The 12,852-nt window shown below is 43.5% G+C and carries 10 protein-coding genes and 2 tRNA genes; 3 read left to right on the plus strand and 9 right to left on the minus strand.

Annotation, left to right across the window (positions count from 1 at the left end; all coding sequences use genetic code 11):
• The first annotated feature begins 111 nt into the window (after positions 1 to 111).
• Positions 112 to 2,736, plus strand: a complete 2,625-nt coding sequence (locus IM450_RS08525) for a leucine-rich repeat domain-containing protein (RefSeq protein WP_287664623.1) — start codon at positions 112 to 114, stop codon at positions 2,734 to 2,736.
• A gap of 225 nt (positions 2,737 to 2,961) precedes the next feature.
• Here the strand turns inward: IM450_RS08525 and IM450_RS08530 are convergent, their stop codons facing one another.
• The 4 genes from IM450_RS08530 to IM450_RS08545 form a co-directional block, all read right to left on the minus strand.
• A complete protein-coding gene (locus IM450_RS08530; protein WP_002735843.1) occupies positions 2,962 to 3,327 on the minus strand; it encodes a hypothetical protein in 366 nt (121 codons plus the stop codon).
• Positions 3,328 to 3,687: a YtxH domain-containing protein gene (locus IM450_RS08535; protein ID WP_287664626.1), complete on the minus strand. Its 360-nt coding sequence runs from the start codon at positions 3,685 to 3,687 to the stop codon at positions 3,328 to 3,330.
• Positions 3,688 to 4,229: 542 nt separating this feature from the next.
• Entirely contained in the window at positions 4,230 to 5,246 is a 1,017-nt protein-coding gene (gene glsA / locus IM450_RS08540; RefSeq protein ID WP_002800184.1) for a glutaminase A, read from the minus strand.
• Positions 5,247 to 5,328: 82 nt separating this feature from the next.
• Positions 5,329 to 6,177, minus strand: coding sequence for a carbonic anhydrase (locus tag IM450_RS08545; RefSeq protein WP_002800182.1), 849 nt, complete (start codon positions 6,175 to 6,177; stop codon positions 5,329 to 5,331).
• A gap of 168 nt (positions 6,178 to 6,345) precedes the next feature.
• On the opposite strand from IM450_RS08545, the gene psbN reads away from it, so the two are divergent.
• The gene (gene psbN, locus IM450_RS08550) at positions 6,346 to 6,477 is read left to right on the plus strand and encodes a photosystem II reaction center protein PsbN (protein WP_002736132.1); all 132 of its coding nucleotides are present in this window, start codon (positions 6,346 to 6,348) and stop codon (positions 6,475 to 6,477) included.
• Here psbN and IM450_RS08555 read toward each other — a convergent pair.
• The 5 genes from IM450_RS08555 to IM450_RS08575 form a co-directional block, all read right to left on the minus strand.
• A complete protein-coding gene (locus IM450_RS08555; RefSeq protein ID WP_287664630.1) occupies positions 6,474 to 9,482 on the minus strand; it encodes an alpha-mannosidase in 3,009 nt (1,002 codons plus the stop codon). The genes psbN and IM450_RS08555 overlap by 4 nt on opposite strands.
• A 365-nt stretch (positions 9,483 to 9,847) precedes the next feature.
• Positions 9,848 to 9,919: transfer RNA gene (locus tag IM450_RS08560), tRNA-Thr, on the minus strand.
• Positions 9,920 to 9,927: 8 nt separating this feature from the next.
• Positions 9,928 to 10,012, minus strand: a tRNA-Tyr gene (locus tag IM450_RS08565).
• Positions 10,013 to 10,146: 134 nt separating this feature from the next.
• A complete protein-coding gene (locus tag IM450_RS08570) occupies positions 10,147 to 10,446 on the minus strand; it encodes a ferredoxin (protein WP_287664632.1) in 300 nt (99 codons plus the stop codon).
• 587 nt (positions 10,447 to 11,033) lie between these two features.
• On the minus strand, positions 11,034 to 11,669 hold the full coding sequence (locus tag IM450_RS08575) for a peroxiredoxin (RefSeq protein WP_287664635.1): 636 nt from the start codon (positions 11,667 to 11,669) through the stop codon (positions 11,034 to 11,036).
• Positions 11,670 to 12,201: 532 nt separating this feature from the next.
• Here IM450_RS08575 and psbU point away from each other — a divergent pair.
• Complete coding sequence (psbU, locus tag IM450_RS08580) at positions 12,202 to 12,609, plus strand: photosystem II complex extrinsic protein PsbU (protein WP_002761160.1); 408 nt, start codon at positions 12,202 to 12,204, stop codon at positions 12,607 to 12,609.
• Positions 12,610 to 12,852: the final 243 nt, after the last annotated feature.

A 12,852-nucleotide genomic window follows, 5' to 3' on the forward strand; every position in this document is an offset into this window, starting at 1 on the left:
GTTTTCAGTTCACTCTCCAGAAACTCAACTCAAGCTGATGAGGTCTCAACCAGTGGCATTAACTGGATCTTTTGCCAAAATGGAGTAAATATAGTAGCGGGGGGATGGTCAATGACAGCACAGGAAGTATTAGAGTTAATTCAACGGGCAAAGGACGAAAGAGCGGGGAAGTTGGATCTGTCCGACAAAAACTTAACAGAAATTCCCCCCGAAATCGCTCAACTCACCTCCCTGCAAGAACTCCACCTCAGCTTTAACCAAATCAGCGAGATTCCAGAAGCGCTCGCTCAACTCACCTCCCTGCAATACCTCGACCTCAGCCATAACCAAATCAGCGAGATACCAGAAGCGCTCGCTCAACTCACCTCCCTGCAACTCCTCGACCTCAGCAATAACCAAATCAGCGAGATTCCAGAAGCACTCGCTCAACTCACCTCCCTGCAGCACCTCCGTCTCAGCAATAACCAAATCAGCGAGATTCCAGAAGCGCTCGCTCAACTCACCTCCCTGCAAGAACTCAACCTCACCGGTAACCAAATCAGGGAGATTCCAGAAGCGCTCGCTCACCTCACCTCCCTGCAGCGCCTCTATCTCAGCAGTAACCAAATCAGGGAGATACCAGAAGCGCTCGCTCAACTCACCTCCCTGCAGCACCTCCGTCTCAACAATAACCAAATCAGGGAGATTCCAGAAGCGCTCGTTCACCTCACCTCCCTGCAACACCTCCACCTCAGAAATAACCAAATCAGGGAGATTCCAGAAGCGCTCACTCACCTAGTCAACCTGAAGCGATTAGTCCTCAAAAATAACCCGATTACCAACGTTCCTCCGGAAATTATTCGTCAGGGATGGGGTGAAGAAATATGGGATGATGGCAACCCGCAGGCGATTTTTAGTTATCTCAAGAATAAAGCTACACGCCCTCTTAATGAGCTTAAAGTTTTATTGGTGGGGGAGGGGGATGTGGGGAAAACTTCCCTGTTAAAGCGGTTACTGCACAATACCTTTAATTCCGAAGAACCCAAGACCCCCGGCATTAATATTGAAAAGTGGCAACTGTCCCAAAAACCCGATATTCGCCTCAATATCTGGGATTTTGGCGGTCAGAAAGTGATGCAAACCACCCATCAGTTTTTTCTGACTAAACGCAGTCTTTATCTGCTTGTCCTCGACAACCGCAAAAACGAACAGCAAAACCGTCTGGAATACTGGTTAAAACTCATTGAAACCTACGGAGGCAATTCTCCCGTGATTATCGTGGGTAATTGTGCCGATGAAAATCCCCCGCAAGTTAAGATCCGCACCCTCCGGAAAAAATATCCCCAAATCACCAAGCTAATCGCCACTTCCTGTAAAACCGGTGTGGGAATCGAGCAACTTGTGCAGGAAATCGCCTCTCAAATCGATGCTATTCCCCATATCAAAGATTCATTGCCTAATAGTTGGTTTGAGATCAAAACTCAACTAGAAACGATGCAAAAGAGTTATGACTTTATTTCCTACGAAAAGTATCAGGAAATGTGTCAGACAGCCGAGATTAAAGAGGCCAGCGATCAAAAAAGTTTAGTGCAGTTTCTCCACGATCTCGGTATTGTCCTCAACTACCAAGATGATCCGCGACTGAATGAAACCAATGTCCTGAACCCGGAATGGGTAACTGACGGTGTTTATGATATTCTCAATAATCACGATTTGATGGTGCAAAAAAAAGGCATTCTTTCACTGCCAGATCTGCCAAATATTCTCAAACAACCCCAACGTTATCCCGAAAATAAACGCCGATTTTTGATGGATTTGATGGGAAAATTTGAACTCTGTTTTCCCCTTGATGGTTACAGTCCCGATCGCTATCTAATCACCGATCTTCTACCCATCGATGAACCGGATGTGGATAGCTACGAAAACGCACCTTTACACTTCCAGTACCGTTATGATATCCTGCCCGGTAGCATTATTTCCCGCTTTATCGTCCGTAATCACCAGATGATCTATAAAACCATGCGTTGGCGTAGTGGTGTGGTTCTGACAATGGATCTTAATAAAGCTTTGGTGCGTGCCGACGAGGAAGATAACTACATCAGCATAAAAGCCCAGGGTTCCCGTGCTAGTGCGCTTTTAGCTATTATTAGGGCAGATTTTGAGAAAATTCACGCTACTATCCCTAATTTAGCCGTACAGGAAAAGTTAGTGATTCGAGAATTGCAAGGGGAAAAACCCACCGGGGTAGAAGTTCCCGTCGATTATCTCCATCTGATAGAACTCGATCGCCAAGGCAGAGTGGAAGAACCTCTCCCCGGTTTGCGCGGCAAATATAATATCCGCAATATCTTAGAAGGGGTGGAATCTAAGACAGAAAGAGCAAGAGATCTCGATATAAGGGAGGAACGTGGCCGCAAAAGCCGAGAAAATCGCCCTATGAGTCCCAAAACGCCAGAAACTCCCAATCTCCTGAAACCTAGTCTCGCTTTGTTGCTGGTTTTAGCTGTGGTTGCTTGTATAGTTGCGGTGATTGCCCATTTTGTGCCAGATTCAAAGCATATTACCAGCGTTTTGACAATTATTTTTATCTTTGCTTTTATTGTCTTTGTGTTATTGCTCTTGACGGGTAAAATCAATCAAACGACCTTTAATCAGCTTTTTGAAGTTTTGTCGCGATTTATCCCTACTTTTAAAGGACAAGAACCAAAAACCAACAACGATGACACCCCCCAAGAAACCCCCAAATCGGAGCAGTAAAGATTTGCTTACCACAGAAAAGTAACTTAGACGAAAAAGTTTACAAATATTTAGGGTTTGCTGAAAAAGTTTGTTGGTGGGGTTAGGAGTTGAGAGTTGGGGTTTTAGGGAGTTGGGGTTTGAGGGTTTTGGGGTTTTAGTTGAAATTCTCCTATCTCCCCACTCCCACATTTCCCAATTCATAATTCATAATTCATAATTCATAATTCATAATTCCCCATCTCCTTAACTGCGTTTCCAAGTATTCCAAGCGACTTTAAAACCGATCAAGAGGCGACGGCTGCCACGATCGAGCTTGCTGAGACCAGCTTTAGCACTACCGAGACTGCGATCGACTCCTTGGACAACTTGGCGGGTACTTTTGACCCCTTCATCGATATTGTCGGTTAATTCGCTGATTTCCGCCCCTGTCAGGCGAATTGCTTCTAGAGTCGGGGGAAATTCCCGATGGAGGGTATCGAATAATTTTTCGGCACTGCGGGCTGCCCGGGCTAACTCTTGCAGAGCAGGTAAAGCGGCGATGAAAACCGCCGTTAAACTAACGGCGACTAGCAGTAAAGAACATCCTAGCCAGAAAATAGGTTCGGTCATTTAATAGTGATTCGAGTGTTGATTATCGCCTTCGGGGGATTCTTGCGAGTCGGGGAAAGGATTGTCCGTGGCTAGACTTTGACTAGCTTCGATTCCGGCTGTCACCGCCTCTTTTAATCTCATTAAAGTATCATCCCAATTACGTCGGGCCGATTCCGATAGGCGATCGGCCTGCAATTGCATCGTCGTGGTCAGATCTTCGGCTAATTCAGGCAAAGCCCGCGCGGATTTTTGCAGAATTCGACGGGTTTCTTTTCCAGATCTCGGCGCTACTAATAAACCCGCCGCTACTCCGATCGCACTGCCCACTAAAACCCCGACGAGGAATAAGCCACCGTTACCGTTATTTTTATCTGCCATAGGATTGCCCTTGTACTTAATTCCCAATTTTACGAGCAATTACACTTCTCTTGTGCAGTTTCTTCGGCAAAATTTTGGACTGTTGCTCTTGGTAAAGAAAAACAGAGGCTCTCTTAGGTTTGGTGGGCAAAATGTATTCTAAGATACAGTCCTGCTGGCGAGCGAGTGGAAGGAACCACAAAGACACAAAGGACACAAAGATTGATCGATCCTATGTAAGTTAAACTTATCACACAGAACCTAGAAGAGCCAAACAGACCTAGAAGGGATAAATTGAGAAAAAACTAGCGATCGGGAAAAACCTGATTTTATTGCTGACTTTGAGCCAATAAGGGAGTGAAAAAGAAGAACCTCTGGGAGTCTTGCCGTGTTTCGACCCCAAAGGTTCCTCTTATGCTGAACTTATACTCCTCACACAATATTTATATTACACACAATCCGCTGCTTTTGTCAAGAGGTTTATGACATTTTTTTCCACAGACCTCTGGCCAAATTAATTTCCCAGGGCCGTTAGGCGCTCTTGTCGGGGACAGCTATCAATATCAACTATTACCTTCAAGCCACGTTTTCAAATCTCGTTCTGGTTTAGCCACATTAAATAAATGTAAACCAAAATCCTCTGAAATATCTTGACAAATTTTCACTCCTCTGATGCTGTTGCCTTTTTCATCTAAAAGGGGCGAAAAAGTCCCAATTCCCAACTGATGGGGAACTACTGCCGTAATTCCGCCACCGACACCGCTTTTTGCTGGTAATCCTACCCGATAGGCCCATTCTCCCGAAGCGTCGTACATTCCACAGGTAAGCATAACACTGATCACATCTTGAACGTAGTGTTCATCGATCGCCCGTATTCCTGTGATTGGGTTGACACCTCCATTAGCTAAGGTAGCAGCCATCAGAGCTAAATCGTGAGCATGGACGAGTATGGCGCATTGTTGACAGTAAAGATCGAGGGTTTCTTCAATTTTATCGCTGACCATGCCAAAATTTAGCATCAGATAAGCCATGGCCCGATTGCGATTGCCGGTGGATTTTTCCGAGAGAAAAACGGGGACATTAATCTCGTGATCCCTGCCGGTATAGCGTTTAAACATTTCTAAAATACGTTTTAGCCTTTCGGTGGCATTCTGTCCGGTGATTAAATCCGTAGTAGCGATCGCACCAGCATTAACCATAGGATTATAGGGACGATTGGTTTTTTCATCGAGAATAATCGAGTTAAAAGCTTCTCCGGTGGGTTCAACACCGACTTTACTATTAACGTATTCTCTTCCGTGATCTTCTAGAGCTAATCCAAAGACAAAAGCTTTAGAAATCGATTGTACTGTAAAGGTTTGCTGACAGTCTCCCACCTCAAAAATCTGACCATCAGTGCCAATTACGGAAATACCAAACCATTCTGGAGCTGCTAGGGCTAATTCCGGAATATAATCGGCGATATGACCCGTCTGTAAATCAGAGTATTTTGCGTGCAGATAGTTAAGATAGTTCCGAAAAGGATAGACTAACTCTTGCTCGGAATTGACGGGACTAATAAAATCTTTTGGGGAAGCCATAGAGGAGTATAGCAGTTATCGTTTAATTGCCACTCTAGAGACGTTAATAGGCACATCTCTAGAGAATTTCTGTAATCCCTAATTAACTTCTCGAACCGCGATAAATGCGATCAGCTTGGGAGGGTTCTAAATAATTATAGCCCGGTTTTTGGGTCGAGGAGCCATTCTTTTTGGCCACAGTATTAACCGCAGGAGTCGCTTTTTTTACCTCCGCATTAGTCCTGATATAATCCTCAGAAATCTTGAAGGGATGACTATTGGGAAGATGACGACTAGAGGGTAAATTGTCTGCTGCTTCGGGATGGGTAATTTTACTATGGGGAGCGACAAAATCGTGTAGGATGGGATCGTAGGCTAAAATTTCCCCAGTTTCAATCCGAAAAATCCAACCGTGTAGGGACAATTTACCCTGATGTAATCGGGAACGAATAATTGGATAGCTTTGCAAATTACTTAACTGATTGAGAACATTTTCTGCTACTGTCACCTCGATCAGTTCTTCTCCTTCTAATTCTTTGTAATTATCCTTAACTAAACGTCGAGTAGCTTCTGCTTGTTTTAACCAATCGTAAACTAAAGGCATTTCATCGGCCAGACTCTGCAATTTTAGCAAACCTTTCATCGCTCCACAATGGGAGTGACCGCAGATAATCACTTGCTCGATGCCGAGAGCGTTGATAGCATATTCTATAGATGCACCTTCACCACCATTGGTTGCTCCGTAGGGAGGGATTATATTTCCCGCATTACGAATTACGAATAGTTCCCCCACCTCCGCTTGGGTAATTAGGTTAGGATCGATACGGGAATCGGAACAGGTAATAAACAGGATTCTCGGTTTTTGTCCGTGGGAGAGTTGCTCAAATAATTGCCGATGTTCATCAAAATAACCACTCTGGAACTTTTCTAGTCCCTGTAGGAGTTTCTTCATAATAATTTTTCTGGTTTAGTTTGATCGCTATTGAGTCGATCCTTTCAGCATTATCGGGCATGAGATAACAGCAATGCAACCGGCCAGATTAGCGATCGTTATCGGCTGCGAGATCGGTTATATTTTGTTAAGATAAGATACAGACTGTATCTAAGCAAATTTTATTTTATGGAAACTGCAACAATTTTGGGTGTTTCGATCGCTGCCGCTTTGGTAGGAATTACCGCTTTAGCTCTTTATACCGCTTTTGGACCGCCGGCAGCAGAATTAAGCGATCCTTTTGAAGATCACGAAGATTAATTCTTTAATAACCATGTGGCTATCTGCCAAGGAGAAAGTTGCTCAACGGGATCGATCGCTCTTTCTAAACCATCGATCGATTCTTTTATTGTTAATTGTAATTGATTTTGCCAATCAATAACAGCGTTTTCTCCCTGACATTCATAAACGCGCATTACCCAACCCCGAGCGGCTGTTTCACTTTGTTTGAAACTCATTAAAATTAAGTTATCTGCCGAGAATTTTAACCATTGTGCCACGGGTGGCAACCAGTTTGATTGAGAAGAATTATTAATAAAAATAACGGTGACAGGTAAGTTTAACTGCCAAGCGTGATGGACAGTTTTCGCCGTTTTCCAGTTACCTTGATGGGGATATATTGCATAGGTAAATTCTTGGTTTCCCAGATCCGCCTCGGGATCTGGCCATCGGGGACTTCTCAACAGAGTTAATCGCAGTTGCTGGTTAGTAGCATCATAGCCATATTTATTATTATTTAAAAGACTTACCCCATAGTTTGCCTCTGTATCGGTTAAATCCGCCCATTTATGGGCGTAAACTTCCCATTTTGGCGATTCTGGTTCGTGGGAACGCTCGATCGCACCACAGGCAATTTCATAGGTGGTAAAATCGCTGTTTAGGGTAAGAGGAAAAGCGGTTTTTACTAAAGTATGTTCTTGCTGCCAATTAACAATAGTTTTAATCTGGAGAATAGGAGCATCTTTTTCTAAGATATAATCTTGACAAAATTGCGAATCAGCTAAACTTCTGATCACGCGAATCTGCCAGCGCAAGGGACCACATTCTAAGCATTCGATCGATTTTAATACTGTTTTAGGTAAGGGATATTGTTGATAATTCGGATCGATATTCCAAGCGTCCCAATATTGTCCTTGATCTTTAAATGCCTGTAATTGATTACCAGCAGCTTGCAGGATTTCTTTTTGATTAATTATATCGAATATACTATCTATATCCCCCGTTTCCGAGTTAATAGTAACTTTAAGCAGTCCATTATCTAAAATAAATTGGCAGTTGGTTAAATTTTGCTCGGCTGCTTGCTGATTGGCAACTAACCAAAATAACTTATAACCCACAGAAGGAATATTTTCAGCGAGAAATAATAGCTGATTGTCGTGGGATAATTGCGAAAGACAAAGACAATTATTCAAGTCATAAACCGAACAATTGACAGATTCTATAGCTAAAGAGATAACCTGGGTTCTTTCCCAGTTAAGAGAATTAAAAACTAGAAAAGGCTTTGCTTGGGGATGGGGGGGATTAGGCAAATTAATTTGATTAGCAATTGCCTGTAAAGCTTGATCTAAAATTGCTTCACCTGTGCTGATAACTTGCCGCCATAACTGATTAGCATCCCTAAATACTTCGGGGATAGAAGTACCCGGCAGTATATCATGAAACTGATTTAATAAAACCTTTTTCCATGCGGATTCTATCTCGACTTTCGGATAGGGAATCTCTAGTAAAATATTAGCCAGAGAAGACCATAATTCCCCTTGATACAAGAGGATTTCACAGTAACGATTATAAGCCTTTTGGTCGGCGTGGGTAGTATAACAACCCCGATGGAATTCTAGATATAATTCATCATCCCAGATAGGGAGATTACTTGTCTCCAGACTGTCCAGATAGGTTGTTGCTTGGCTAAATTTTAACTGGGGGAAACAAGGAGATTTTTGCCAACGTTGGGCCACCTCTAACATATCACGAGTCGGACCGCCGCCATGGTCGCCAACACCGGGCAGCCAAAAAATATCTTTTAAGCCGGTTTGCCGTTCCCAATTGAGAGCATGATCGGTCATAATAATTGGGTTAGTATCCATAACTCCGGCAACATTGGGAGGAGACATGAGGGAAAGAATTTTACTGCCATCGGGAGATTGCCACCAGAAAAAACCGTGGGGAAATTTAGTCGTATCATTCCAATGGAGTTTCCCGGTTATAAAATATTTGATGCCAAAAGATTTAAGAATTTGTGGCAATTGGTAGGGAAAACCAAAGGTATCCGGCAGCCAAGCAGTTTTAGTGATTTGCCCAAATTTTTCTTGAAAATATTTTTGTCCATAAAGCAGCTGTCGAAATAGGGATTCCCCAGAGATTAAATTGACTTCTGGTTCTACCCACATCCCGCCCAAAAGTTCCCAAGATTGCCCTTTATATGCCTCTAGCATTGCTTGAAACAGGTCAGGATGATGTTTTTCTATCCATTCGTAAATTAGGGGGCTAGAATGACCAAATATGAGGGCAGGAAAATCTTTTTGCAGGTTTAAAACCGAGATAAAAGTGTTTTTTGCTACTTGCCAAGTTTCTGCCAACGGCCACAACCAAGCCATATCCAAATGTGCATGACCGAGAAGATGAAAACTGCGTTCTTTGAGAGGTTGAGCGAGGGGTTGTAGGGATTGACGAATTGATTCTAGGGAGCGATTAAATCTATCTTTGTTGGTGACATTATCCCAGTCAATATTATCGAGAGTAGCGGTAAAAGCCGCTAAGTTTTCAGGATAAAAAGTTTGTAGATAATTATGGAGGATGGTTAATTCATCAGCAACAAAACTAGGATCGATCGCTTGGCTATATTCATAGATTAACTCTGATTTCATCAAACCACCAATATCATGATTGGGACTGACTAAACGGAGAGTAACAAGAATTTCTTGACCGGTAGAGACCGAGTTGGAAAGTAAAATGCGGGTGGAAGAATCAAAGAGGTCTCCTGCTTGGATAAATTGATTATTAACATAAATTTTGACATCTTCCGCCCACCAAGTTAAGATTAATCTCAGTTCCATTCCCGCTAAAGGATAACCGGCTAAATGTTCGGGGACAATAATTTTTTGAGTTAGATATTGGATTTGTCTGCCGGCTGGCCAAATAATGTATTGTTTTTCATTGAGGGTGACGGGTTGAATTGGTTTTCCCGCTGCTGTAGCGATAAACCAATTTTTCTGAACATCTCTGCGGGTGAGGTGAGACAGTTTAGCGATGTTGTCGAGGGGAGACATGAGCCAACAAATAAGTTAATTTTGACTATTTTAGGCGATCGAGGACTAATTGCCCTAGAAGAGAACTTATGTTAACGCCATAGTGCTGAAGACTTACTTAGGGTTTGCGGCAAAAAGTTTTTCGGTGGAGGTAGGGTGTGGGGTGTGGGGTGTAGGGTGTAGGGTTTTACCCATTTTCAGGGGGTCAATTACCTAATTTTCAGGGAAAAAGTCCCTAAATTTCCCCCCCGATCCCTCCAATGGCCGGTACTTTTTGATTTCAAAAAAGCCTAAAAATATTATCCAACAAGGTTTTTAGATTTATTCAGCAAGCCCTACTCAATCTCATCCTTCAATGGTTGATTGAGAATGAGAAGCAAAGAGAAAGCCCGTGATGAGGATTGAACTCATGACCTCACCCTTACCAAGGGTGTGCTCTACCACTGAGCTACACGGGCATTGATCGTGGTGGGCCGGGCCGGATTCGAACCAGCGTAGGCGTAGCCAACGGATTTACAGTCCGCCCCCATTAACCACTCGGGCACCGACCCATTAATTCCACGATTAACAATCATAGCACCCTTAGCTAAAACCCACAAGTGTTTAGGGAAAAAAATTTTTGAGCCATAAAATAACTCCCGTTAAAGCCATGGCTTTAACGGGAATTTTCTGATAATCTTGAAGATTACTTCAAAGCGTCTTCTTCCTGGTGGGTGAGGATCACACAGTCAGAGGTGGGATAGGCGACGCAGGTGAGGACATAACCCGCTTCAATTTGATCGTCATCTAAGAAGGATTGATCGGATTGATCAACGCTACCGGATACAAGTTTACCGGCACAGGTGGAGCAAGCTCCTGCGCGGCAGGAATAAGGTAAGTCCAGTCCTTGCTCTTCAGCTACATCGAGAATGTACTCATCATCGGGAACCTCAATTGTTTTACTCTCGCCATCGGGTGTTTTCAGGGTGACTTTATAAGTTGGCATCGGTTGTTCCTCTTAATTAAATGCTAGTGAAAGCGGCAGTCTCTATAATTGCCTCTCGCCCGTCCTCAGAGTGAACGATTGGAGCGAGTTTCATTTTTGATACTACGGGAAAATCTCCCCGACTCAGCCTTGCATTAGTAATGACAGTCTTAAATAAACTTAAAATAAAATTTACTTATATATCTAACCCAGAATTCTTGACGCTCCTTGCTCGATCTCTAGATAATTTCATCGATCTACAATCTAGCTAAACTAACCACTACTAAGCATTTGGAGCTATAATGTTAATCGTTTTTTTCGTCTTGAGCCGATTTTTATTAAATATTAATTTAACTTATGGTTAAGATAGATGTCGATGAATTGTCTTTAACCCAGCCAAGAAATTGCTTTTCGGCACTACTGCCGGTAACACATCTAGGGAAACTATGAAAAAATCTATTGACAATCAAACCAATAAATGATATGGGGAGATAAATCCCCTGTTGCCAGGGGTAGCATCCGTTAAAACGGATGGCTAACCCTCCCTGACGATTTCTTGGTTTTTGGATTGTCAGTTTTCCAGGATATGGTTCACCGATTAGCAAACCCTACTTATTAGGTTGGGGAGTCATGCGTAGATAGGGTTTGATTTCTTCAACTCCTTTGGGGAATTTGCTACGAGCTTCTTCAGTGGGAATAGAGGGAACCACCACACAATCGCCACCGTCGGTCCAGTTAGCCGGGGTAGCCACTTGATAGTTATCGGTGAGCTGCAGGGAGTCGATCACGCGCAGGATCTCGTTAAAATTGCGCCCCGTGCTGGCAGGATAGGTAATAGTTAAACGTAATTTTTTGTTGGGATCGATGATAAACACCGAACGTACCGTCAGATTATTGAGGGAATTGGGGTGAATCATGCCGTAGAGATCCGACACTTTGCGATCGCCATCGGCGATAATCGGATAGTTAACGGTAGTTTTTTGAGTTTCGTTGATGTCATTAATCCAACCCCGATGGGATTCGGCACTATCGACACTCAAAGCGATCACTTTCACATTACGTCGCTCAAATTCTGACTTAAGACTAGCCACCGTACCTAATTCCGTGGTACAAACGGGGGTATAATCAGCCGGGTGCGAGAACAGCACCACCCAGCTATCTCCTACCCACTGGTGAAAAGAAATCGGACCTTCACTAGAATCTTGTGTAAAATCTGGAACGATATCACCCAATTGGAGAGCCATAATTGTGTCTTCCTTATTATGTATTTCAAGACAAGCAACAGTTTATGATGCCATAGGAGTGCTGTTCGTCATTGATAATTTTAGGGATTTATAATAATTGGGTTAGGGGATAGGGGAATGAGGAAATGGGGGAAGTGGGGAGATAGGGAAATAGGGAAATTCAACTGTAGCAGCCGCCAGATGGCAGCAGGAAAGTCTTTGCCAGAAAAGGGTTTTAGCGATTTAGATTGTCCTAACCAACTTGTTCTTTGTATAAAAACCCCAAAACCGCAAAACCCTAAAACCCCTAAAACCCTAAAACCCCATCCCCCAACCCTCAAAACCCTTCCCCTAGGGCGGCAAACTAGGTTAAGATCCGGTCTAATGGCATGATATAACTTTTTTAACTAGCTATCAGCGTTCAGCTAATAGGTCAGCTGCGGTGGTAAGTCCCAATTCCCCACCCTATGCCTAGTCGGAAAGCTGAAGGCTGACGGCTTCATTTCTTGTCCTGATCGTTAATTTGCCTTGGTTTTAGGAGACCACAACTGCAATGAAGAATCTTGTTCGTCTGCTGGCGGTAATTGCCTTGATTATCGGGAGTTTTTGGGGTAAAGTTCCCGCTCAAGCTCTCAATCTCACCTCGATCGCCCTTCCCTCTCTTCCTGTGGCGGTTTTAAATGCGGCTGATGCTAAACTAACTACAGAATTTGGGGCGAAAATCGACCTCAATAACAGTGATATTCGCGATTTCCGGGACTTGAGAGGGTTCTATCCCAATTTAGCCGGTAAAATCATCAAAAACGCCCCCTACCAAGAAGTGGAAGATGTCCTCAATATCCCCGGACTCTCGGCCACTCAAAAAGAGCGTTTACAGGCTAATCTGGAGAAATTCACCGTTACTGAGCCTTCTAAAGAATTTATCGAGGGTGATGACCGTTTTAACCCCGGAGTTTACTAAATCCAGTTAATTGCGGTTTTAAAAAAATTTCTAGGTGAGCGATCGCTCACCTTTTTCAGTGATTAGCTTCTGAAGGCAAGAGGCAAAAGTAAAGAATCTGGCCTGATGGGGTGACAAAGAGGTTAGAGTTTAGACAGGGTATGGGGTGTGGGGTGTGGGGTGTAGGGAAAATCTCAGTCCAGACTGGGATGTCTGGTTTCAGTTGAAGAACGCTTCCAGAGCGAAAAACTGGCTTGTTCGGGG

The sequence above is a fragment of the Microcystis sp. M083S1 genome (assembly GCF_020246405.1).
GTDB classification, from domain to species: domain Bacteria; phylum Cyanobacteriota; class Cyanobacteriia; order Cyanobacteriales; family Microcystaceae; genus Microcystis; species Microcystis aeruginosa_C.